At 67.6% G+C, this 22253-nt stretch carries 19 protein-coding genes and 2 pseudogenes; 12 read left to right on the top strand and 9 right to left on the bottom strand.

The genetic code is table 11. The features are described 5' to 3' along the window. Positions 1 to 36 precede the first annotated feature (36 nt). Together EGX94_RS09125 and purL are read right to left on the bottom strand one after the other, a co-directional pair. Positions 37 to 1392 carry a dipeptidase gene (locus tag EGX94_RS09125; RefSeq protein WP_021798194.1) on the bottom strand — a complete coding sequence of 452 codons (1356 nt, stop codon included), beginning with the start codon at positions 1390 to 1392 and terminating at the stop codon, positions 37 to 39. Positions 1393 to 1397: 5 nt separating this feature from the next. Continuing rightward, a complete protein-coding gene (gene purL / locus EGX94_RS09120) occupies positions 1398 to 3656 on the bottom strand; it encodes a phosphoribosylformylglycinamidine synthase subunit PurL (RefSeq protein WP_021798189.1) in 2259 nt (752 codons plus the stop codon). A 330-nt stretch (positions 3657 to 3986) separates the two neighbouring features. Between purL and EGX94_RS09115 the strand changes: the two genes are divergently transcribed. Then, positions 3987 to 4205 carry a hypothetical protein gene (locus EGX94_RS09115; RefSeq protein WP_123826219.1) on the top strand — a complete coding sequence of 73 codons (219 nt, stop codon included), beginning with the start codon at positions 3987 to 3989 and terminating at the stop codon, positions 4203 to 4205. 108 nt (positions 4206 to 4313) lie between these two features. Here EGX94_RS09115 and EGX94_RS09110 read toward each other — a convergent pair whose 3' ends face one another. Then, positions 4314 to 4520 carry a hypothetical protein gene (locus EGX94_RS09110; protein WP_123826217.1) on the bottom strand — a complete coding sequence of 69 codons (207 nt, stop codon included), beginning with the start codon at positions 4518 to 4520 and terminating at the stop codon, positions 4314 to 4316. Between EGX94_RS09110 and EGX94_RS09105 the strand changes: the two genes are divergently transcribed. Continuing rightward, positions 4519 to 4710 carry a hypothetical protein gene (locus tag EGX94_RS09105; protein ID WP_123826215.1) on the top strand — a complete coding sequence of 64 codons (192 nt, stop codon included), beginning with the start codon at positions 4519 to 4521 and terminating at the stop codon, positions 4708 to 4710. The two genes, EGX94_RS09110 and EGX94_RS09105, sit on opposite strands and share 2 nt — an antisense overlap. Before the next feature lie 321 nt (positions 4711 to 5031). Beyond that, positions 5032 to 5361, top strand: coding sequence for a hypothetical protein (locus tag EGX94_RS09100; RefSeq protein ID WP_021798200.1), 330 nt, complete (start codon positions 5032 to 5034; stop codon positions 5359 to 5361). A 290-nt stretch (positions 5362 to 5651) separates the two neighbouring features. Here the strand turns inward: EGX94_RS09100 and EGX94_RS09095 are convergent, their stop codons facing one another. Beyond that, complete coding sequence (locus EGX94_RS09095) at positions 5652 to 7025, bottom strand: dihydrolipoyl dehydrogenase family protein (protein ID WP_081707444.1); 1374 nt, start codon at positions 7023 to 7025, stop codon at positions 5652 to 5654. 75 nt (positions 7026 to 7100) lie between these two features. Then, positions 7101 to 7259, bottom strand: a complete 159-nt coding sequence (locus EGX94_RS13475) for a hypothetical protein (protein ID WP_021798210.1) — start codon at positions 7257 to 7259, stop codon at positions 7101 to 7103. Positions 7260 to 7809: 550 nt separating this feature from the next. Here EGX94_RS13475 and EGX94_RS09090 point away from each other — a divergent pair. After that, positions 7810 to 8577, top strand: coding sequence for a hypothetical protein (locus EGX94_RS09090; protein WP_021798208.1), 768 nt, complete (start codon positions 7810 to 7812; stop codon positions 8575 to 8577). Between the two features lie 181 nt (positions 8578 to 8758). Here EGX94_RS09090 and pflA read toward each other — a convergent pair whose 3' ends face one another. The 3 genes and pseudogenes from pflA to EGX94_RS09075 all read right to left on the bottom strand — a co-directional run. Continuing rightward, a complete protein-coding gene (gene pflA / locus EGX94_RS09085) occupies positions 8759 to 9622 on the bottom strand; it encodes a pyruvate formate-lyase-activating protein (protein WP_021798186.1) in 864 nt (287 codons plus the stop codon). A gap of 14 nt (positions 9623 to 9636) precedes the next feature. After that, a pseudogene (gene grcA2, locus EGX94_RS14500) lies at positions 9637 to 10083 on the bottom strand (autonomous glycyl radical cofactor GrcA2). Between the two features lie 162 nt (positions 10084 to 10245). Beyond that, positions 10246 to 11940, bottom strand: a pseudogene (locus tag EGX94_RS09075) (pyruvate formate lyase family protein); the annotation flags it as partial. A gap of 574 nt (positions 11941 to 12514) precedes the next feature. Between EGX94_RS09075 and EGX94_RS09070 the strand changes: the two are divergent. After that, positions 12515 to 13849 carry a glycoside hydrolase family 28 protein gene (locus tag EGX94_RS09070; RefSeq protein WP_021798190.1) on the top strand — a complete coding sequence of 445 codons (1335 nt, stop codon included), beginning with the start codon at positions 12515 to 12517 and terminating at the stop codon, positions 13847 to 13849. A 29-nt stretch (positions 13850 to 13878) separates the two neighbouring features. Beyond that, positions 13879 to 14841 carry an N-acetylglucosamine kinase gene (locus EGX94_RS09065; protein WP_021798195.1) on the top strand — a complete coding sequence of 321 codons (963 nt, stop codon included), beginning with the start codon at positions 13879 to 13881 and terminating at the stop codon, positions 14839 to 14841. Positions 14842 to 14914: 73 nt separating this feature from the next. Here the strand turns inward: EGX94_RS09065 and EGX94_RS09060 are convergent, their stop codons facing one another. Then, positions 14915 to 15856 (bottom strand): sugar phosphate isomerase/epimerase family protein, encoded by a 942-nt coding sequence (locus tag EGX94_RS09060; RefSeq protein WP_021798188.1) that lies wholly within the window; start codon positions 15854 to 15856, stop codon positions 14915 to 14917. A gap of 124 nt (positions 15857 to 15980) precedes the next feature. On the opposite strand from EGX94_RS09060, the gene EGX94_RS09055 reads away from it, so the two are divergent. The 6 genes from EGX94_RS09055 to EGX94_RS09030 all read left to right on the top strand — a co-directional run bounded on the left by EGX94_RS09055 (position 15981) and on the right by EGX94_RS09030 (position 22233). Then, entirely contained in the window at positions 15981 to 16694 is a 714-nt protein-coding gene (locus EGX94_RS09055) for a GntR family transcriptional regulator (RefSeq protein ID WP_226906020.1), read from the top strand. 109 nt (positions 16695 to 16803) lie between these two features. After that, on the top strand, positions 16804 to 17787 hold the full coding sequence (locus EGX94_RS09050; protein ID WP_021798206.1) for a 4-hydroxythreonine-4-phosphate dehydrogenase PdxA: 984 nt from the start codon (positions 16804 to 16806) through the stop codon (positions 17785 to 17787). 137 nt (positions 17788 to 17924) lie between these two features. Next, positions 17925 to 19238, top strand: coding sequence for an MFS transporter (locus tag EGX94_RS09045; RefSeq protein ID WP_021798207.1), 1314 nt, complete (start codon positions 17925 to 17927; stop codon positions 19236 to 19238). Position 19239: 1 nt separating this feature from the next. Further along, positions 19240 to 20190, top strand: a complete 951-nt coding sequence (locus EGX94_RS09040) for an amidohydrolase family protein (protein ID WP_021798192.1) — start codon at positions 19240 to 19242, stop codon at positions 20188 to 20190. 53 nt (positions 20191 to 20243) lie between these two features. Continuing rightward, positions 20244 to 20951, top strand: a complete 708-nt coding sequence (locus EGX94_RS09035; RefSeq protein ID WP_021798198.1) for a cyclase family protein — start codon at positions 20244 to 20246, stop codon at positions 20949 to 20951. Next, positions 20941 to 22233 carry an MFS transporter gene (locus tag EGX94_RS09030; protein ID WP_021798204.1) on the top strand — a complete coding sequence of 431 codons (1293 nt, stop codon included), beginning with the start codon at positions 20941 to 20943 and terminating at the stop codon, positions 22231 to 22233. Before EGX94_RS09035 ends, EGX94_RS09030 begins: the two co-directional genes overlap by 11 nt. The last annotated feature ends 20 nt before the right edge of the window (positions 22234 to 22253 follow it).

Raw genomic sequence — 22253 nt, 5'->3', positions numbered from 1 at the left:
TACCGCGCCCCGGGCGGGCGTGCGCTCCGGCCACCGTCAGCGGCCCAGCCGGTCGAGGAGGAGCGCCTCGGCCCGGCAGGCCCGGGCGAAGTCGCCCAGCTCGAGGGACTCGTCGGGGCCGTGCATGCGGCAGTCCGGGTCGGCGACGGCCGTGCACAGCACGGTGGCGTCCGGGAAGGCCGCCTGGAAGGAGGCGATCATGCCGATGCTGCCGCCGGTGCCCGCGCGGACCGGGTCGGCGCCGTAGGCGATGCTGTAGGCCCGGCGGGCCTGCTCGGCGATCGGCCCCTCGAAGGGCACGACCGACGGGTCGGCGGCCTCGGTGCTGGAGCACTCCACCCGCAGGCCCCAGGGCGCGTGCCCGATGACATGCCGCCGGAGGCACTCGACCGCGTTCTCGCGGGTGTCGCCGGGGGCGATGCGCAGGCTGACGCGGGCCCGGGCCGAGGGGATGAACGCATTGGCGCTCGCCGCGATCGGGGTGGTGTCCATGCCGATGACGCTGATCGAGGGCTTGGCCCACAGGCGGTCGGCGACGGAGCCGGTGCCGATGAGCTCGACGCCGTCGAGGACGCCGGCGGCGGCGCGCAGCCGGTCGGGGGGGTGGTCGAGCTCCTCGACGGCGGTCCCGCGCACGAGGCCCGCCACGGCCACGTCCCCGTTCTCGTCGTGCAGGCCGGCCAGCAGCCGGCACAGGCCGGTGAGGGCGTCGGGGACGACGCCGCCGAACTCGCCGGAGTGGACGGCCCGCTCCAGCGCCCGGACCTCGATGACCATGTCGGCGACCCCGCGCAGCGAGGTGGTGAAGGTCGGCACGCCGACCCGCCAGTTCTCGCAGTCGGCGATGACGTAGGCGTCGGCGGCCAGCTCGTCCCGGTGGGCGGCGAGCAGGGCGTCGAGGCTCGGGGAGCCGAGCTCCTCCTCGCCCTCGAAGAGCACGGTCACCCCGACCGGGGGCCTTCCGTCGTGGGCGCGCAGCGCCGCGAGGTGCATGGCCAGGCCGCCCTTGTCGTCGGCGGCGCCGCGGCCGTGGAGGCGGCCGTCGCGCTCGGTGGCGGTGAAGGGATCGGTGCTCCACCGGTCGGGGTCGCCGACGGGCTGGACGTCGTAGTGCGAGTACAGGCACACGGTGGGCCGGCCCTGGGGGGCGGGCCAGTGGGCGAGGACGGCCGGCCTGCCGCCGGCGGCGATCGTGCGCACGTCCGACCAGCCGAGGCCCCGCAGGGAGCCGACGAGGTGGTCCGCCATGGCCGCGACGTCGGCGGCGTGCCGGGGCTGGGAGCTCACCGAGGGGATGGCGATCATCCGGGCGAGCTCGTCGAGGGCGGGCCGCACCTGGGCGTCCGCGGCGGCGAGGACCCGGGCGTCCCGGGCATCGTCGATGCTCGTCATCGGCCTCAGACCCCCTGCATGGCGTCGGGGACGGTGTCCCGCCAGACCTCCCGGATCCGGCTCAGCGGCAGCGTGAACAGGCCCTCGACGGCCAGCTCGGCGGCCTGCGTGACCTCGCCGATGCGGGCCGCGGGCAGCTCATGCTCGGCGCACAGGTCGAGGAGGGCCTCCTGGCGCTCCGGGACGACCGAGACGATGGCGCGGGCCGGGCTCTCGCTGAACAGCTCGGCGCACGGGTCGAGCCCGCCGGGCAGGGCGACGGCGGCGCCGAGGCCCCGGCGCAGGCAGCAGTCGACGAGGGACTGGGCGAGACCCCCCTCGGACAGGTCGTGGGCGCTGGTGAGGACGCCGGCGCCGGCCCGGCAGACCGCGGCCAGGGCCCGCTCGGCCGGGAAGTCGGGGGACGGGGGCAGGCCGCCGAGGTGGTGGTCGTGCATGACGTCCTCCCAGGCCGAGCCGCCGAGCTCCTCCTTCGTCGTGCCGAGCAGGACGATGGCGTCGCCGGGCGCGGCGAAGCCCATCGGGGTGCGGGTGCGCACATCGTCGATGACGCCGAGCATGCCGACGAGCGGGGTCGGGAGGATGTTCCTCCCGTCGGTCCGGTTGTAGAGGCTGACGTTGCCGCCGGTGACGGGGACGCCGAGCTCGGCGCAGCCGGCGACGAGGCCCTTGACGGCCTCGACGAGCTGCCACATGACCTCGGGGTCCTCGGGCGAGCCGAAGTTGAGGCAGTCGGTGATGGCGACGGGCTCGGCCCCGGTGACGGCCACGTTGCGGTAGCTCTCGCACAGCGCCAGCTGGGCGCCGCGGAACGGGTCGAGGTGGGCGTAGCGGCCGTTGGCGTCGGTGGACAGCGCGATGCCGAGGTGGCTGTCCTCGTCGATGCGGATCATGCCGGCGTCCTCGGGCTGGGCGAGGACCGAGTTGCCCCGCACGAAGCGGTCGTACTGGTCGGTGACCCAGCTCTTGTCGGCGAGGTTCGGGCTGGCGACGAGCCGCAGGAGCGTCTCGGCCAGCTCCGGGCCCTCGGCGGGGCGCGGCAGGGCGTTGGCGTGGTCGGCGTTGACGGCGTCGAGCCAGGCGGGACGGGCCTGCGGGCGGTCGTAGGCGGGGCTGTCGTGGGCGACCGTGTGCGGGTCGACGTCGACGATGGTCCGCCCGTGCCAGTCGATGACGAGCCGGTCGCCGTCGGTGACCTCGCCGATGATCGTGGCCTGGACGTCCCACCTGGCGCAGATCGTCATGAAGCGCTCGACGTCGTCTGGGGCGACGACGGCCATCATGCGCTCCTGCGACTCGCTCATGAGGATCTCCTCGGGCGTCATCGTGGGGTCGCGCAGGGGGACGAGGTCGAGCTCGCAGTGCATGCCGCCGTCGCCGGCGCTGGCCAGCTCGCTCGTGGCGCAGCTGATACCGGCCGCGCCGAAGTCCTGCAGAGCGGTGACGACGCCGGCGTGGAAGAGCTCGAGGGAGCACTCGATGAGGAGCTTCTCCATGAAGGGGTCGCCCACCTGGACGCTGGGGCGCTTCTGCGGGCCGTCGGCCTCGAAGGTCTCGGAGGCGAGCACCGAGGCGCCCCCGATGCCGTCGGCGCCGGTGGCGGCGCCGAAGAGGATCACCTTGTTGCCGGCGCCGGTGGCCTTGGCGAAGGCGAGGTCCTCGTGCCGCATGACGCCCACGCACAGGGCGTTGACGAGCGGGTTGCCCAGGTAGGAGTCGTCGAAGACGAGCTCGCCGCCGATGTTCGGCAGGCCCAGGCAGTTGCCGTAGCCGCCCACGCCGGCGACGATGCCGGGCAGCACGCGGCGGGTGTCGGGGGCGTCGAGGGCGCCGAAGCGCAGGGCGTCCATGACGGCGATCGGCCGGGCGCCCATGGCCATGATGTCGCGGACGATGCCGCCGACGCCGGTGGCGGCGCCCTGGTAGGGCTCGACGTAGCTGGGGTGGTTGTGGGACTCGGCCTTGAAGGTGACCGCGTAGCCCTGGCCGATGTCGACGGCGCCGGCGTTGTCGCCGATGCCGGCCAGCAGCGGGCCGCGCGGGGTGGTCTGCGGCAGGGCTGAGAAGCGGGCCAGGTGCAGCTTGCTCGACTTGTAGGAGCAGTGCTCGGACCACATCACGGAGTACATGGCCAGCTCGGCGCCGGTGGGACGCCGACCGAGCAGCTCCCTGATGCGGGCGTACTCGTCGGCCTTCAGGCCGAGCTCGGCCCACGGCTGGTCCGCATCGGGCGTCATGCGTGCGTTCTCAACGGTGTCAACCACGGGTCCAAATCTAGCGGTTCGCGGTGACGGGCCCGCGCAGGCGCCACGAGTGATGAGCCGTGTCCCCCGCCTCCCCTGGATCGGCTCCGGTTGTCCTTTGGAATGATATAGGTTTTTCAGACAGTGGTTAATGGTGGAGTGAAGTGAGTTTCTCGGACAGTGGTGAACGTCTGGTTCAGGCTGTTTGATTGTGGCGTCTGCGTTCGGTGCCGATTTCGTTGGGTGTGCGGTAGTCGATCGCAGAGGGGGTCGTTTGTGATTGTATGGCCGACATGAAACGAAATCGTATCTTCCGTGGACTTCCTGTGCGGTTTCGGATATGATTATGACATGTCGGTTGAGGTCGCCCCGGGAAAAACCGTCATCCTGATCAGGTGGAAGAAACGTTCCGACAATTATGTGTTGGTCCGGATGAAAGCAGAAGCGACCCTGTACGCCTCCCGTGGCGTCGACGTGGGCATCATCGCTGAAAACTGGTTGAGCGCACTGAGCGGACGGTGCAGGAATGGCTGGTCGAGTGGCAGGCCACGCGGATGTGCCCGGTCCTGACCGTGGAGCACTCCACAGAGAAGATCGCGGTCGTCCTGGACAAGGCCCGATTCCACCACGCGAAAGCATTGACCGGCCGCCACGAGCCGGGCCAGCCGCTGGAGCGCATCACACCGATTCATCTGCCCCCCGTACGCGCCCGACCACAACCCGGTCGAGCACGTCCGGAACGCGGCCAAGAACAACATCGCCACCATCCAGCACGAGACCCCCGGAGAAACCCTCGGCGCGTCCGCCCCACACGTCACCGGCCGCGCCTTCGACCACGACTTCGAACACCCCCACCCCCCGAAACCAGAAACGATCCTGCTCCATGACGGCCAGAGTTCGTCGGAGCAACGAAAAAATATTCATCGCCTTCGCGGACTGGCTTGATGAAATATATGATGAGCTGGGTGTGAAACCGGTCGCCTCGTCCGAAACCTTCCGCGCGAGCTTTGATGACCTGGTGCGAGAGTATCCAGCCATGACCGAATGGGACGATGACCCACCCGAGGGGAAATGAGATGTTTCCAGGGCCAGCACTCGATCCGTGACGTGACTGGAGGCTTGTGCACAGCCTCATTGAACCAGGCCACGGCCAAGGATTGCGTCTCTCTTCGAGCTTCCTGTGAACAAGTCCCATCACACCACCCACACCACAGACGAAAACTGGGAGACTTTTTCACAGCATGTCAGAACGAAGATCCGACAAGGGGAAACACCGCCGCGGACGATTCCCGTGATCCCATGAACATACCTCTGGGTTGACAGGGCGGCGATGAACGAGACTCGCACCCCATCGGATGGCCGACTCCGCGGAAACAACAAGCAGGAGGCTCCGATCATGGTCACATTCGATGATCTTCCACCACGATCACCCATTCTTGAGATCGATGAGGAGATCGAGGCGATTCATGGCCTCATGAGCATGCCCCTGGACTATCTGAAGGAACACTTCGTTGAATTTCATGACTATGCCATATTCATGATCATGCCTTACGGCAGCGCTGTCTACACTGACATCACACCGGAGAATGAGGGAGAGTTCTTCAAGTTCGCCGACTGGCTCGATGAGGTCTACCCGAAACTTGGGAAGCCTCGCCTGGCAGGAAGCGCTGCCTTCAGGCTCAGTTACGACAGCCTGACAGAAGAATATCCGGATCTCAAGCGATGATTCTCAATGTGTCACAGCACAGGGGTGGAGGAACACGAGAACACGTCCATCGGCGGCAGGACCGGCGCCGCCGCCAGCGCCCCGGCACGGTCCCGGCCGGGGCCAGCATCGGCGGGAAGATGAGGCTGCGCGCCCGCGCCGAGGACCAGGGCGAAGAGCATGAGCCCGGTCGTGATGACGCACCGGTGGAGCTGATCCGGGCTGGCACGGGGACCTCTCGTCTGCCGCCGACGCCAGTCGTTCGGAGGCGGACGCCGGCGGTGGGCCGGCGGCGCGCGTTGTTTCCGCGGTCACCGCCCCGTGGGGAGCGTGGCGAGGACCTCGTTGAGCGCCTCGGTGCTGGACGGGTGGGTCCAGATGCCGTCACGCAACTGGGTGGCGGTGACGCCGGCGCGCATGGCCAGGGCGACGAGGTTGATGACCTCCTGGGCGTCCGTGCAGAAGACGGTGGCGCCGAGCACCAGATCGGTGCCCGGGTCGACGAGCACCTTGATGAGGCCGTGGGTCTCACCGAGGATCTTCGGACGGGGCATGGCGGCGATGTCGGCGACGTTCTTGACGGCCACCACGTGATCAACGCCCTGCCTGCGGGCCTCGCGTTCGCTCAGACCCACCCGGGCCAGGGGCGGGGTGATGAAGGTGGTGTTCGGCACGGCCGACCGGTCAGCGGTGGTGCGGGAGCCGTCGCCGACGAGCTGGCTGGCGATGACGCGGTAGTCGTCCAGCGAGATGTAGGTGAACTGCGGTCCCCCGTTGACGTCGCCGGCCGCCCAGATGCCGGGCGCAGACGTGGCCAAGCGCTCGTCGACGACGATGAAGCCGCGCTCGTCGGTGGTGATACCGGCGGCGTCCAGGTTGAGGGCGGCGGTCTCCGGCCGACGCCCGGTGGCGACCAGGACGGCGTCCGCGTCGACGCGGCCGGCCGGCGTGTTCACACCGGTCTGGTCGATGGACTCGACGGCCGCGTCGGTGAGAATCCGCACGCCGCGATCGGTCAGGGCGGCGAGGACGGCCTCACGCACGTCGTCATCCAGGCCGGCGCCGAACCGGGGTGAGCGTTCGAGGACGACGACCTGTGAGCCGAACGCGGCGAACATCGAGGCGAACTCCATGGCGATGAAGCCGCCGCCGACGATGGCGAGCCGCTCCGGGAGAGCGGCGATGTGCTGGATCGACTGCGAGGTGTGCACGTTCGGCCCGTCGATCCCCGGCAGCTCGGGCAGCAGCGGGCTGCTCCCGGTGTTGATGACGATCTGCTCGGCCGTGATCTCGAGGGTCTCGTCCCCGGCCCGCACCCTGACCCGGTGCGGTCCGACGAAGGAGGCCTCACCGCTGATGAGCGTGACGGCCTCGACCGTCTCGAGCATGGCGCGGTTGGCGGCCCGGAGCCTGGCGACGAGGCTGTCACGAGAGGCGATGGCCTGTCGCAGGTAGGCGGCCGGTTCGGCGTCGGCGCGATGCTCGGCGGAGTCGATGAGGTCCTTGGTGGGCACGCAGGCCACGTTGATGCAGGAGCCGCCGACGAAGGTGTCATCGCGTTCGACGAGGACGACCCGCCTGCCCCGTGAGCCGAGGTCCTTGGCCAGGGTCTTGCCCGCCTTGCCCCAGCCGATGACGAGCAGGTCGGTGTCCACGGTCTGAGCCGCGTCACTGATTCCAGTCATGACGAAAAGGTATACGACTCGGCCGCTCGCACCACAGGGTCCGGTTGCGCGGTGAGCGGACACTGCCGGGCCGTCTCACGCCACGAGGGCACGCGCCGGGTCGGGCAGGAACCGTTCCTCGTTGCGGACGGGGCCGGCCGGGTACGCCCGCCATGGGGTCCGGGCCGGCGCGCAGACCGTCCGGAAGATCATGGCCGCGAACGCCTGCGACTGCCCGCCGGTCCGTGCCACCACGATGTCCCCGTTCCGACCGCGGGCCCCATTTGCATCCCGGCCGAATACGCGAAAATCATGGCCGACCGCGGAATCCTGCCATCGGTGGACCGGACCGGCACCCGCCGCACACAACGCCGCAACGGCCCCATCAACGACACCCGACGTCAAGAGCTGTGAACCGCGAAATCAGTCCAACCAGGGCCCACGCGATCCGGGACGCGACATTCTGGACCGAACCGGGACGCGATCGCAGAAGACCCCGCCCGGCGATCGGCACCGCGCACCCGACAAAGTCGGCACCGAACCCGGACGCCGCAATCAGACCGCCTGAACCAGACATTCACCACTGTCCGAAAAGCTGCTTCGCTCCCACACCTCTGACAGCAGGATCCGCATCGGCCGGGCGCCGACCGGTGGCGGCCCGGTCCTGGCCGACGGCGCATGCGTGCCGCCCCTGAGAGACGGGCGCGCCCCGCAGTGGAACACGCCCGCACAGCGCGGCGGGTAGCGAGTGGCGGTCTCGTGAACATACTGGTCGGAACAGCCGCCACATCGTAATCTTCGCACCATGAGTCACAACACCCCTGCCCCGTACTCGTCGAACAGCGGCCTGGCGAAGGGAGCCGCCGTGGCGGCCATCGCCTACCACGGCCTGCTGCTCCTCCTGAGCGAGTCCATCGTGCTGTTCGCCGGCTCGTTCCTGTCCGTCAAACTGCGCGAGAGCGACACCGATCTGTCCTCGAGCCTCGGCGGCATGGGCATCAGCCTTCTCGTCCTGCTGGGCGTCGTCTTCCTCCTCGCCTTCGGCATTCCGCTGGCGCTGGCGATCTGGATGCTCGTCGCGGCCCGCCGCAACCATCCCGGGCAGGTCCTCGCGGTGCTCGTCATCTACTCGGTCTTCGCCGCGATCTCCCTCATCACGAGGCTGTCGAAGCTCATCTCGGGCTCGAGCGACGGGACCGCCGGGACCAATCTGACGCTCCTCGTCTGGTTGGCGATCCTCGCCCTCGGCTGGGTGGGCTGGTCGCGCATGAGGCAGGAGCCGGCTGCCGGGATGATCGGCTACCAGTCCTCTGCCGTCATGTCGGCGCAGCCCGGCGCGTACTACTCCCCGACGCAACCCGGCGCGTACTACTCCCCGGCCCAGCAGTACGGCTGGTCGCCCGACGGGCAGTACGTCCAGGGCGCGGGCGGCCAGTACCCGGGGTACGGGTATGGGCAGGATCCCTCGTACGGCCAGTACGGCTCGTACGGTCAGTACGGCCAGCCGCCCGGCGCCCAACCGCCGTACCGGGGGTACGCCGATCCGGGCGACCCCTCCCAGCGCAGGTGGTGAGGGAGTCGATGACGGCCGATCCCTGCCGGCCGGGCGCGCCCGCCGGGGCCGGCGCGAGACCGAGGAGTCGGCGGCCCGTTCGGGCGGGGTGCTGAAGGACATCGCCATCCACCCGTCTCCGGGGCCGGCGCGGGATCGAGGTTGTCCCCGGCCCCGGCGGGTCAGTGCGCAGGTCGACCGCTCAGCGGACCGTGAGCCCGCGCCCGCGGAAGACGTCGCGGACGGCCTCGACCTGCTCGGCGGTCGGAGGCGGGGTGCTCTCGAGCGCGTACTCGAGACCGAGGTCGTGCCACTTGTCACGCCCCATCTGGTGGAAGGGCAGCACCTCGGTGCGGGCGACGTTGGGCCAGGCTGCGACGATGTCGGCGACCCGCGCCACGTTGTCGGGGTCGTCGGTGAACCCGGGCACGTCGACGAAGCGGACCCACACGGGCGTGCCCCGGGCGGCCAGCCGGTCGCCGAAGGCCAGCGTCGGGGCCAGCGCCCTGCCGGTGACCCTCTCGTAGACGTCGGGGTCGCCGGACTTCACGTCGAGCAGCACGAGGTCGATGTCGTCGAGCATCTCGTCCGTGCAGGCGGCGCCGAGGAAGCCGGACGTGTCGATGCACGTGTGGATGCCCATCGCCCCGGCCCCGTGCAGGAGCCTCGCCGCGAAGGGGGCCTGCATGAGCACCTCGCCGCCGGACAGCGTGATGCCGCCGCCGGTCGCATTGAAGACGCCGCGGTAGCGGCCGATGCGCGCGAGCATGTCGTCCACGCCCACCAGCCGGCCCTTGGCCATGAAGAAGGTGTCGGGGTTGTGGCAGTACTGGCAGCGCAGCGGGCACCCCGCGAAGAAGATCGTCATGCGGGTGCCCGGGCCGTCGACGGCCGTCACGAGCTCCCACGAGTGGATCGAGCCGGCGTCGCCGGCCCGCATCGCCTCCAGACGCGCGCCACGGGGCAGGTCCTCGGTGGTGATCCCATCGAGTCCCGCCCCGTGGAGCCGCCTGGCCGGGGACCTGAACGAGCTGTCCCCGGCCGGCGTCATCGCGTCAGCAGTCATCTGCTGCGCGGCCCTCAGGCCGACTGGTGGAAGGTGCGGCTCAGCACGTCGAGCTGCTGCTCCTTGGTGAGCTTGACGAAGTTCACCGCATAGCCGGAGACGCGAACGGTGAGGTTCGGGTACTTCTCGGGGTGTTCGATGGCGTCCTCGAGGGTCTCGCGGTTCAGCACGTTGATGTTGGCGTGGTAGAGGCCGTCGGTCGCGCCGGTCTCCTCGCGGTTGGCCTTCATGTCGGCGACGCGCTCGGCGTAGGTCTTCACGGACATGTCAGATCAGATCTCCTTGTCGTATGGGGCTCAGTAGCAGGTGCAGTCGTTGGGCAGGAAACCGGCGTCGAGGATGCCGACCAGGTTGGCGACCTGCTCGTCCTTGTCACGGCCGAGGCCCGTGGGGGTGATGGTGTTCGTCAGCGAGATGCCGTCGAGCGCATCGTTGTAGTCCAGCTTGCCCACCGACAGCATAGAGGCGACCATGCCGTGGGTGTCCATCCCGTTCTCCGGGTTCGCGCCGGGCGCAAAGGGCGTGCCCTTCTCGTGCCCGGACGGGAAGGCGCCGGTGGCCTTGCCGTAGACGACGTTCGAGGTGATCGTCAGCACGGACTGGGTCGGGATGGCGTCGCGGTAGAGCTTGATCTCGCGGATCTTGCTCATGATCGTGTGGACGACGGTCGAGGCGATCTCGTCGGCGCGGTCGTCGTCGTTGCCGTACTTCGGGAAATCGCCCTCGGTGATGTAGTCGACCACGAGGCCGGTCTCGTCGCGCACCGGGGTGACCGTGGCGTACTTGATGGCGGACAGCGAGTCGGCGACGATCGACAGGCCGGCGATGCCGCAGCCCAGGGTGCGCACGATGTCGGAGTCGTGCAGGGCCATCTCGATGGCCTCGTAGGCGTAGCGGTCGTGGCAGTAGTGGATGATGTTGAGCGCCTCGACATAGGTGCCGACGACCCAGTCGAGCATCTTCTCGTAGCGCTCCCAGACGTCGTCGAAGTCGAGGGGGCCGTCGCCGGACACGGACTCGAAGCCGTCGGCGACGAGCTTGCCGCTCATCTCGTCGCGGCCTCCGTTGATGGCGTAGAGCAGGGCCTTGGCCGAGTTCACGCGGGCGCCGAAGAACTGCATCTGCTTGCCCACGCGCATCGGCGACACGCAGCAGGCGATGGCCGCGTCGTCGCCCCAGTGGGCGCGGATGTCCCTGTCGGACTCGTACTGGATGGCGCTCGTCTCGATCGAGATGGCGGCGCAGAAGTCCTTGTAGCCCTTCGGGAGCCTCTTGTCCCAGAAGATCGTGATGTTCGGCTCGGGGGCCGGGCCGAGATTGCGCAGCGTCTGGAGCAGACGGAACGAGGTCTTCGTGACCATGGCGCGGCCGTCGTCGCCGAAGCCGGCGTCCGACCAGGTGGCCCAGTACGGGTCGCCCGAGAAGATCTGGTCGTAGTCGATGGTTCGCAGGAAGCGCACGATGCGCAGCTTCAGGACGATCGCGTCGATCATCTCCTGGGCCTCGGACTCCGTGATGAGACCGGCCCGCAGGTCGCGCTCGAAGTAGCAGTCGAGGAAGGCCGACAGTCGGCCGATCGACATGGCGGCGCCGTCCTGGGACTTCACCGAGGCGAGATAGCCGAAGTACGTCCACTGGACGGCCTCCTTGGCGCTCCTGGCGGGTGCGGAGAGGTCGAAGCCGTAGCCGGCGGCCATCGTCTTGAGCTTCTTGAGGGCCTTGATCTGCTCGGCGTGCTCCTCGCGGTAGCGGGCCCAGTGCTCGCTGAAGGGCTCGTCGGTGACCTTGTCCTTGTCGGCCTGCTTCCACTCGATGAGCTTGTCGACGCCGTAGAGGGCGACGCGGCGGTAGTCGCCGATGATGCGGCCGCGGCCGTAGGCGTCGGGCAGGCCGGTGATGATGTGGGAGCTGCGGGCGGCGCGGATGCGCGGCGTGTAGATGTCGAAGACGGCGTCGTTGTGCGTCTTGCGGTACTTGGTGAAGATCTTCTTGACCTCGGGGTCGACCTCCTTGCCGGCCTCCTTGATGGCGGTCTCGACCATGCGCCAGCCGCCGTTCGGCATCATGGCGCGCTTGAGCGGCACATCGGTCTGGAGGCCGACGATCACGTCGTCGTCGTCGCAGATGTAGCCGGGCCCGAAGGCGTCGATGTCGTTGGGGGTGTGCGTGTCGACGTCGTAGACGCGACGCTTGCGCTCCTCGCTCAGGTAGTTCTTCTCGAGGTGGTCCCACACGCGGAGGGTCTTCTCCGTGGGGCCGGCGAGGAAGGAGGCGTCTCCTTCATAAGGGGTGTAGTTGCGCTGGATGAAATCGCGCACGTCGATGGCTTCGGTCCAGGGCCCCTCGACGAAATCGTGCCAGGGGTTCTCGGTCTGGACGGCGTCGGCTTCGGTGATGGTCACGGATTGCCTTTCTCGTTGGGTCGGTGCGCCGTGAGGGATCCTCCTCCGGTCGCACTGTGCCGTGGGCGAACCCTGTCAGCATGGCGCTTCCTCAGAGCTCGCCGGTGTTCTTCTCGCATCTGCGCAGGCGGGAGAGGTGCTCGCAGCAGCCGCACTCCAAGGCTAGGGCGACATCCTCCCCTTTGGCCAGCCCTGCGGACCACCCTGTGGACGGTCGCCGCCGGTGAGAAGGTCCACCGAGCCGCCGGGCGTCCCCGGAGGGGCCCGTCCGACGGCCCGCCGAGGGCACCTCCCCCGGTCAGGGGCGCCCGGCCCGGCCCCGACCACGGGCGCGGACGCCGTCCGCGTGGAGCCGCAGCGACGCGGCGGGCGGCCAGCGGACCGCGCCGGAACTCCCGGCGCTCCAGGAGGCCGGGAGGATCCGAACCCCGCCGGTCCGACGGATGCGATGATGACGGGAGGAACCAGTGCCGCGGGAGGGGGCGCCGCCATGGAGCAGCCGAGACGTCCGCCGGAGCCGCGCGAGCAGGGCGCGCGGACGACGGCGGGGACGACGGCCGCCGCGATCCGGGCCGGGGACGGGCCCGGCCCGGACATCACCGGACGGATCCAGCGGGAGATCGACGCCCTCGGCGCGGCAGGCGGCGGTGTCCTGAGGCTGCCGGCGGGCACCCACGCGGTGAGCAGCATCGAGCTGCGCTCGGGCGTGCACCTGGTACTCGAGGCGGGCGCCGTGCTGCAGGCCATCCCGGCGGCCGACCTGCCGGAGCGGACGATCTCGGTGGCCGAGGAGTCGCGCAGCGCGATCATCTACGCACGCGGCGCCGACGACATCTCGATCAGCGGCGCCGGCATCATCGACGGCGCCGCCGGGCTCTACGTGCACGGCCTGGACGAGCACGGCTATCTGACCCATGAGCGCCACCGTCCGCGCGTCATCGTCCTGGAGAGCTGCTCCAACGTCGAGCTGCGGGGCATCACGATCCGCAACGCCCCGATGTGGACGCTGCACCTGGTGGCCAGCACCGACTGCCGTCTGGAGGGGCTGACGCTGCGCAACGCGATGGACCTGTCCAACACCGACGGCATCGACATCGACAGCTGCTCGCGGGTGCAGGTGATCGACTGCGACATCTCGGGCGAGGACGACTCCATCTGCCTCAAGACGACCGCCCAGGCGTGCCCGGCCCTGTCCCCGGCCTGCGAGGACGTCGTGGTCCGCGGCTGCCGGCTGCGCTCGCACTCCAGCGCCCTCAAGATCGGCTCGGAGACCCACGGCCCGATACGCCGGGTGCGGGTGCACGACTGCCGGATCGTCGAGTCGAACCGCGCCTTCGGCATCCAGTCGCGCGACGGCGGCGCGATCACCGACATCGAGGTCGACGGCCTGCGCATCGACACCCGGCTGCAGGGCCCCACCTGCTGGGGCTCCGCCGAGCCGGTGCACATCAGCGCACGCGCCCGGCTCGAAGGCGACCGGCCCGGGCGGGTGGACGACGTGCGCATCAGTGACGTGCGGGGCCGCGCCGAGGGCGCCGTCATCGTCGTCGGCGAGGCCCCGGGCGACATCGGCACCGTCGTGCTGCGCGACATCGACGTGGAGCTCGTCGTCGGGCGGGGCGTCATGGCGGGCACGGTCGACCTGCGCCCCCCGGTGAACCCCCTCGCCAGGGGCGGTACCGGCATGGACAACGCCTACCGCATGGACAAGGACCGGGGGCTGCCCTGGGGCGTCGAGCGCATCCCCGGCTGGCCGGTGGGCGTCCTCCTCCGCACGGCTGGGCACGTGGTGCAGGACGACGTGCGCGTGACCCGCGTGGACTGACGTACCGGCGCCCCGTTAGACTCACCCGCATGAGCGATGACGCCCCTGTCCGCGAAGACGCCGGCATCTGCGAGGACGAGGTCGTCCTGTGCGTGGACGGCGGGCAGACCGGCACCCGCGCCCAGCTGCGCTGCGAGGGCGTCCCGGTCGCCGAGAGCTCCTACCCGGGAGTGGTGAACGACCGCCCCCAGATCCCCCAGCTCGCCGCATTCGTCCTCGACGCGCTGCGCACCGCCGACCGGCCCTGCCCCACCATCTCGGTGGGCTCGTCCGGCCTCGCCGACGACGTGGATCCGGCCGAGCTGCTCTCGCTCGTCCACGCCGCGGGGGTGCGCCACGTGCTGCTGGCCCACGACTCGACGACCGGCTACCTCTGCGCGATCGGCGACCAGCCGGGCGTCGTCGTGGCCGCCGGAACCGGCGTCGTCACCCTGGCCGTCGGAACGGACGCGGTGGCCCGGGTGGACGGCTGGGGCTACCTCATCGGCGACGCCGGCTCGGGCTACTGGATCGGCCGTGCCGCACTCGACGCCGTCATGCGCGCCCACGACGGGCGCGGCCGGCCGACCGCGCTGAGCGGATTCGTCAACCAGGACTTCCCCGACCTGGAGAAGGCCTACCTGGAGCTGCAGGCCGATGACCACAAGGTCAGCCGCATCGCCTCGTACGCCCGGACGGTGGCCGGTCTGGCCGCCACGGACGAGATCGCCCGGTCGATCAGCGAGGACGCTGCCACCGAGCTCGCCTCCTCGGCCCTCGCGGGGCTGCACCGGATGGGTCAGGACGAACGGCCCGATCCGGCGGTGGGAATGCTCGGCCAGGTCTTCCGCAACGCGGTTCTGCGCGCGCGCTTCGAGGGACTCGTCCGCGAGCGCTTCGAGGGGGCGAGGATCATCGACGCCAGCGGCAACGGCCTGGCCGGCTGCTTCGCGATGACCCGTCTGGACCCCGACTCGGCCCTGCGGCAGCGGGTGCACGAGATTCGTGCGTGATCCGGGCCAGCGACATCCCGCGGCACGCATCGACGCCGGGCGGGACGACCGAGGCCAATGCGAGACTCGAGGTTCACAACGCAAGGAGCTGACTGAGCAGACTCCGCAGGTAGCGCATGTTCGTCGCCGAGACACTCAGCGCATCACCACCGTACTGCTCAACGCAGATCGGCGCCTCGTAACCGGAGGCAAGGACGGTCCGAAGGGCCGCCCGGTAGTCGATGAAGCCGAGTTCGAGCGAGGACGGCGCCGTGAAGTAGGCACCCGTTGCGGGATCGACGTCCCGGATGTAGTTCTTCACGTGCCAGTAGTTCGTGTACGGCGCCATCGCGGCCAAGGTGTCCCGCCAGTCCTCGACCGGGCGGTGCAGACGGACGAGATTGCCGAGATCGGGATTGAGTCCGACGTTCTCCCTGCCGACATCGTGCACGAACCGCACCGACGACGACCCATCACCGAGATAAGTGTCCTCGTAGAGCTCCAGCGAGATCACCTCCCCAAGACGAGCGGCATGCTCGCCGAGCTCTGCGAAGGCGGCAACGGCCCTCTCATAGACCTCTCTGTCGTCGAGCGGGTTCCTGACACCATCGGCGTGCCAGAACCACTGAGCCTCCACCTGGGCCCTGGTAAGCGGCTCGTGCAGACCCATGCAGATGGTTCTGACACCGAGCCCGTCAGCAGCATCGAGGGCACGGTGCAGATAGGCCAGGTTCTCGACCGCGATGGCTGGATCATCCGCAATCGGGGAACGGCGTGAGGTGGACAGGGCGCAGATGCTCAGTCCCTCCTCACCCGCCACACGACCGAAGGACGCCAAAGACGCATCGTCGAGGTCGCCGACCCGGACCCACGAGTCGAAGGCGTCGAAGGACTCGAAGCCGGCCAGACGGACCTCGCGGAAGACCGGTCGCCAGACGGCGGGACCGGTGCCGGTTGCGCCAACGGCGCCGGGAGGGGTCTCGGAGAACTGGTTGAGCGAGGGGGCGATCGGCCAGTCCTCTGCGGTCCACGTCATGCGCACCTTCCTGAGTCATCACGGACTCCAATATGATATTGGATTTTACGAGCCCGTCGCAATCGCTAGCGCGCTGGGAGGCGGAATCCACACGTCCGAAGCAGCAACTTCGTATGCTGAGCCGGTGAGACCCCAGAGCGACAGCACCAGCCTGAACAGCACCGCTCCCGGCGCACGGCTGCAGCGCAAGGTCCTGCGCGACGACGTCTACGACGCGATCCTCGAGCTCCTCATGTCCGGCGAGATCACCCCCGGGACGAGCCTGGGTATCGACCCCCTGGCAAGACGCTTGGGCGTCTCCCCCACCCCGGTGAGGGAAGCGATGGTTCAGCTGGAGGGCACAGGCCTCGTCGAGCGCACGGCGCTGCGAGGCTACCGCGTCGCGGATCCGCTCACCGCGGCACAGCTGGCCGAGATCATCGACGCCAGGGTCATCCTCGAGACGGGCGCGATCGAGCGGGCTTTCCGGAGCATCGACGCCCTACTCCCACCTCTCACCGAGGCACTGCAGGCCCACCGGACGCAAGCCGAGGCCCTGAACGAGAGGAAGGACCTCGACTACCCGTCCCTACAGCGTTACTTCAACGCTGACTGGAACTTCCATCACGTGATCCTGGAGCACTGCGGGAACCGCTACCTCAGGGAGGCGACCGAGCGCCTCGCCTTCAGCACTCACCGCATGCGACAGCTGGCCGGCCACCGATCGGTATCGGACGGCGACCAGGCAGTGGCCGAGCACACAGCCATTCTCGAGGCCATCAGAACCAGGGACGTCTCGACCGCTCGCCAAGCGATGCAGAACCATCTTGCCGCCGTGGCCGAGCGGACGATCGGCTGAGCATCCTCTGAGCCACAGGGACTGTTGCACCCGGCAGCGGGGAGACTTACACTGCACTTAATCCTATTGGATACAGGATGACGCTGGCGTCAACTGAAGGAGCACCACCATGACCGCCCTGCCCCGCATCGCTTACACGATCGGCGATCCCTCCGGCATCGGACCGGAGCTGGCTACGAGAGTCCTGTCGGATCCCGGCAACCTCGCAAAGGCTGTTGTCCACCTCTTGGCCTCCCGCGCGGAAGTGGAGCATTGGTCCGCCGAGCTCGGCGTCACCGTTCCCGTCGGCGACGAGCCCGGACCCGGCCACGTGGTGCTGGTGCACACACCCCATGCGGACGAAGAGGTCCCTCGCGGGACCATGTCGGTCGCCGGCGGCACCCGCGTTCTCACCGATCTGCTCCACGCGTTGGGCATGTACAAGTCCGGCACAGTCGACGCGATCCTCTTCGAGTCCCTCAACAAGACCGCCCTGCACCTGGCAGGCATGCACGAGCAGGACGAACTGCGATGGTTCGCCAAGGAACTCGAGTATGACGGGTTCACCTCCGAGCTCAATTTCGTTCCCGGTCTGACGACCTCACGCGTCACCTCGCACATCGGGATCAAGGAAGTCGCCGAGAACATCAACGCACGCGCCACCCGGGACGCGATCACACTGCTCAACGAGGCTATCAAGAGAAACGGCGTCGCCGAGCCTCGACTGGCCGTTTGCGCACTCAACCCTCACGCCGGGGAGAATGGCCAGTTCGGATGCGAGGAGATCGACCACATCGCCCCCGGCATCGAGCTCGCTCAGAAGTCCGGGGTGAGCGTCGAGGGCCCCTTCCCCTCCGACACGATTTTCATCAAGGCCAGGAATGGCATCTACGACGGCGTCGTGACGATGTACCACGACCAAGGCCAGATCGCCATGAAGCTCATGGGCTTCGACCAAGGCGTCACCGTGCAGGGCGGTCTGCCGGTACCGATCTGCACTCCCGCCCACGGCACTGCGTACGAGATCGTCGGCAAGGGTGTGGCCAAAGTTGGCCCCAGCCAACGGGCTTTCAACATCGCCTGCAACTTGGGGCTGAGCAGCCAAGGCCACTGATCCAAAGCTCCGGGATGGACAGAACCCCGGAGCAGCCTCCTCATCCACCCTGGGAGCATCAACATAACATTAAATCCTATATCCTCTAGTTCACTTGGGGATCTCACCTTCACCGACGAAGGGAAGGAGTCACCGCTATGTCACAGCCGACAGCGGTATCAACCAAACCCACAACGAACGTCCGCTGGAAGTCATTCGCGATCCTGTGGGTCATCATCCTGCTCAACTACATCGATCGATCAACCTTGTCGATCGCCATGCCCTTCATCTCTCAGGAGCTGCACATCACTCCTGAGACGAAGGGCTGGATCATGGGCACCTTCTTCTGGACCTACCTGATCTTCCAAGTACCCGGCGGGTGGCTGCTCGACAAGTTCGGGCCACGACGGGTCGTCACTTGGGCCGGCATCGGCTGGGGTCTCCTGCAGACCATTCTCGGCTTGGTCACCTCCGGCACTGCGATGGGAGGCCTGCGGCTGGGTCTGGGCGCCTTCGAAGCTCCTGCCGCTCCCAGCGGCGCCAAGTTGAACGGAAACTGGCTCCCGGCATCCGAGCGCGCCAGGGGCGCCACGTTCATCGACATGGCGGGCTCCTTCGGCACTGCCGTCGGCGGTGTCATCGTGACGGCCATCATCGGTCTTCTCGGTAGTTGGCGATGGGCCTTCGTCTTCACCGGTGTGCTGACCATCCTCGCATGTCTCGTCTACCACACCTACATCCGCGACACTCCTCAGGAGCACGCATCGGTCAGTCCCTCCGAGCTCAAGCACATCCGCTCCGACACCAGCGTCGAGGAGATCGTTGACGACGATTCGCCCCTGCCAACTTGGCGCGACTATCTCCGCTCGGGTTCTTTCTGGGGCCTGTGGCTGGGCCGCCTGGGCTGGGCCACCGTCTGGTGGGGCATCATCAGTTGGACGCCGAGCTATTTGTCCGAGGTCATGGGCTTCAACTTGGCCTCCCTCGGCTGGTCCACCTTCGTCATTTACGGCATGGGCGTCGTCGGACAGCTCGTCGCCGGCTCGCTGGCGGACAGGGGTCGCCGGAAGTACGACTACAACAAAGTCATGAAGATCCTTCTGGCCACCTCCGGCATCGGCATGAGCATCTGCGTCTTCTCCCTGCTGGCCATACGCAATGGGTACATTGCCCTCGCTGCGCTCTCACTGGCCGTCTTCTTCATCAACTTCGGCGGCCTGTACTGGGCCATCCCGGCATGGCTGGCCCCGAAGAAGCAGGTCGGCACGGTCGGAGGCGTCATGAACATCGCGTCCTCCCTCGGAGGCGCCATCGCCCCGGTCATCATGGGTTACTTCATCGCATGGACGAGCGGTTACTCCGGCTCGTTCCTCTTCCTGGGCAGCTGCGCAGTCGTCTACCTTCTCGGCAGCATGGCCATCAACTTCAAGAAGCCGCTCGCCTCGGTGCGCGGAACCAGCAAGGAGGTTTGAGATGAGTCATTACGACGGGCCCGTCATCGACGCCCACCACCACTTCTGGGAACCGGAGCGCAATCGCCAGCCTTGGTTGCTGCCAGACGCCCACATCCCGTTTCGCTACGGCAACTACGATTCCATCAAGAAACCCTACCTGCCGCCCGATCTGTTGGCCGATGCCGAAGGCTTCAAAATCGTCGGCACAGTCACGATGGAGACCGAGTGGAACGAAGACGACGAAGTCGGCGAGATAGACTACATGCAACAGGTCCAAGACCGCTTCGGGCTGCCGAGTGCATGCGTCGCCCACGCCGTGCTGAATCGCCCTGGAGTCGAGGAAACCATCGAACAGCTCGCCGAGCGACCGATCGTCCGCTCAATCCGGCACAAGCCGGGACAGGCCGCAAGCCCCTCCCTCGCCGCCTCCCACCCCTCACTGCTCATGGATCCCGTCTGGCGCAAAGGTTACGCAGCAGTCGAGAGAGCAGGACTCACCTTCGACCTGCAGGTCGCTTGGTGGCACTTGACTGAGGCGGCCGACCTGGCAAACGCCTTTCCAGATCAACTAATCATCATCAACCACGCGGCCCTGCCGTCCGACCGCTCACCCGAGGCGATGGCCGGCTGGGAGAAGGCAGTGCGCCTCATGGCCTCGCTGCCGAACACGGTGATGAAGATCTCGGGCATCGGACTTCCGGGAATCCCGTGGGTCATTGAGAACAACCGTTACATCGTCGAGACCCTCTTCGAGGTCTTCGGGGCCGACCGTGTCATGTTCGCCTCGAACTTCCCAGTCGATTCCCTGTGCGGAAGCTACGGGGACATCTTCGGCGGATTCCGGGAGCTCTCCAGCAACTGGTCACCCGATGAGCAGCGCGCAGCCTTCGCTGGCACAGCGATACGCGTCTACCGACTCGATCCCCAGCTTCTCGATGCTCCGCGCGCGACAGGAACTCCCGGGCGCTGAGCAGGAGCCACCGAACCACCAGTACAGAACCCGTGGCCACGGAGGAGACAGACGTGACCGACACCCCGCCAAGACTCATCGACCTGTCGATGCCTATCGAGGAGCACTGGCGTTTCCGTCCAACATTCCAGCCCAAGTACACGCCCCGACCACAATTCACCTTCCACACGACGCAGATTGGGATCAGCTCTCATGGTTTCAGTCACGTTGACGCTCCCCTGCACAACGATCCCGAAGGAATCAGCGTCGATGAAATCGAGCTGGAACACTTCTACGGACCGGCAAGCCTAGTCGACGTCAGCGACTTGGGCGACAACAAGCCGATCGGCTGCGAGGTGCTTGAACCTCGCTCAGGGCACGTACGGGCCGGCGATATTCTGCTGATCCGTTCCGATCAGGAGAGCCGACATCCGACAACAACCAAGGACTACTGGACCACCTCGCCCTGGATCTCGCTGTCGGGTGCGCAGTACTTGGCCACGCTGGATCTGAAGGCCGTCGCCTTCGACTTCCCGCAGGATCGCAGCATTCGCGTCGAGTACGACCCCGATCATGTTCCCGCCGAGGACCCGGACGAGGACGAGGCCTGCCACGTCACCCTCCTGCCCCGTGGGGTCCTCCAATTCGAGTACCTGCAGAACTTCTCGGCGATCATCCAGCCTCGATTCCTCTTCATGGGCTTTCCACTGAGGCTGAAAGGTGTTGACGGCAGCCCCGTTCGCGCAGTCGCCCTAGAAGGAGAAGGACTCAATGACTGCTGAGACAATGCCCGCGAAGGAGCCGGTGAAGCACCACAACCGCAGATGGACGATCCTCATTCCAGTGATCATGTTCATCTACATCATCGCCTACATGGATCGCGTCAACATCGGCTTCGGCATGACCCAGATCCGCGAGGCGCTCAACATGAACGCGACCCAGGCTGGCCTGGCTTCGGGCATCTTCTTCATCGGATACCTGATTCTCCAGGTACCCGGCGGCCATCTCGCCCAGAAGTGGAGCGCCAAGAAGCTCGTCGCCCTCCTCATGGCCTTGTGGGGGCTATGCGCGATCGGCGAAGGTCTGGTGCACAGCTACGGTCAACTCGTCGTCTTCCGCTTCCTGCTGGGTCTGTTCGAGGGTGGCGTCCAACCTGCTCTCATGGTGCTCATCAACCGCTGGTTCCCTCTGTCGGAGAAAACGCGTGCCAACTCGATGTTCATCATGCACAATCCGATCGCCACGCTGATCACCGGTCCATTCGCGGGTTTGCTGCTGTCGATGGGTGATTGGCGTTTGTTGTTCATCATCCAGGGTCTGCTGCCATTCCTCGGCCTGGCCATCTGGTGGGCCCTATCCGCTGACCGGATGGAGGATGCGACATGGTGCGCCCCAGGTGAACGGGAGCTCGTTGCGGCGAAGAAGGCCGCTGAGGATCCGGCCCCGGTCGCCTCCGACTGGCACCAAGCTGTCCACTCCCCCTACGTGTGGACCCTGGCGCTCCTCGGCTTCTTGGTGTGGTTCGGCTTCTACGGCTTGCAGATGTGGCTGCCCACCTTGCTGAAGCAGTCCTTCACCACGGACTGGGAGGTCGGGTTGGTTTCTGCCATCCCGCCAGTCGTGACCGGATTCGCCATCTGGTTCAACGGTCGCGGGGCTGACAGGGACAAGCGGTACAACCTGCGCGTCGCCATCCCGCTCATGCTGGGCGGCGTCATCCTCGCGTGCTCGACCCTCGTCACCGCCGACATGCGCTGGCTCATCGTGGCCGTCTACTCCATCGCCACGGCCTGCCAGCTGTGCTTCTTCGGCTCCTATTGGACGATGAACTCCTTGCTTATCAGGCCCGCAGCGGTGGGCGCTGGCTTCGGCATCATCAACGGCATCGGCAACCTGGGTGGCTTCGTCGGCCCCTACGTCGGCGGCTGGGTCAAGGACACCACCGGCTCCCTACCCGCTTCGACAGCGATCTTCGGCGGTGCCGTGGTACTCGCTGGTGTCATCGCCCTCGCCCTGACCGGGGCCGTGAGACGGGAGATGGCGGCTTGCGAGGCAATCGTCTGACAACTGTCGCCAGAGAGAGG

The organism is Propionibacterium acidifaciens (genome assembly GCF_003798325.1).
GTDB lineage: Bacteria > Actinomycetota > Actinomycetes > Propionibacteriales > Propionibacteriaceae > Propionibacterium > Propionibacterium acidifaciens.
Note: the sequence above shows the minus strand (reverse complement) of the source record. Positions and strands in the feature narration are given on the sequence as shown.

Coding starts and splice junctions, on each gene's coding strand:
- EGX94_RS09105 (WP_123826215.1), top strand. CDS start 4,519: ATGACGGCCAGAGTTCGTCGGAGCAACGAAAAAATATTCATCGCCTTC.
- EGX94_RS09095 (WP_081707444.1), bottom strand. CDS start 7,025: ATGACTGGAATCAGTGACGCGGCTCAGACCGTGGACACCGACCTGCTC.
- EGX94_RS09115 (WP_123826219.1), top strand. CDS start 3,987: ATGTCGGTTGAGGTCGCCCCGGGAAAAACCGTCATCCTGATCAGGTGG.
- EGX94_RS09030 (WP_021798204.1), top strand. CDS start 20,941: ATGACTGCTGAGACAATGCCCGCGAAGGAGCCGGTGAAGCACCACAAC.
- EGX94_RS09050 (WP_021798206.1), top strand. CDS start 16,804: ATGACCGCCCTGCCCCGCATCGCTTACACGATCGGCGATCCCTCCGGC.
- EGX94_RS09110 (WP_123826217.1), bottom strand. CDS start 4,520: ATGGAGCAGGATCGTTTCTGGTTTCGGGGGGTGGGGGTGTTCGAAGTC.
- EGX94_RS09045 (WP_021798207.1), top strand. CDS start 17,925: ATGTCACAGCCGACAGCGGTATCAACCAAACCCACAACGAACGTCCGC.
- EGX94_RS09090 (WP_021798208.1), top strand. CDS start 7,810: ATGAGTCACAACACCCCTGCCCCGTACTCGTCGAACAGCGGCCTGGCG.
- EGX94_RS09100 (WP_021798200.1), top strand. CDS start 5,032: ATGGTCACATTCGATGATCTTCCACCACGATCACCCATTCTTGAGATC.
- EGX94_RS09065 (WP_021798195.1), top strand. CDS start 13,879: ATGAGCGATGACGCCCCTGTCCGCGAAGACGCCGGCATCTGCGAGGAC.
- pflA (WP_021798186.1), bottom strand. CDS start 9,622: ATGACTGCTGACGCGATGACGCCGGCCGGGGACAGCTCGTTCAGGTCC.
- EGX94_RS09125 (WP_021798194.1), bottom strand. CDS start 1,392: ATGACGAGCATCGACGATGCCCGGGACGCCCGGGTCCTCGCCGCCGCG.
- EGX94_RS09070 (WP_021798190.1), top strand. CDS start 12,515: ATGGAGCAGCCGAGACGTCCGCCGGAGCCGCGCGAGCAGGGCGCGCGG.
- EGX94_RS09040 (WP_021798192.1), top strand. CDS start 19,240: ATGAGTCATTACGACGGGCCCGTCATCGACGCCCACCACCACTTCTGG.
- EGX94_RS09060 (WP_021798188.1), bottom strand. CDS start 15,856: ATGACGTGGACCGCAGAGGACTGGCCGATCGCCCCCTCGCTCAACCAG.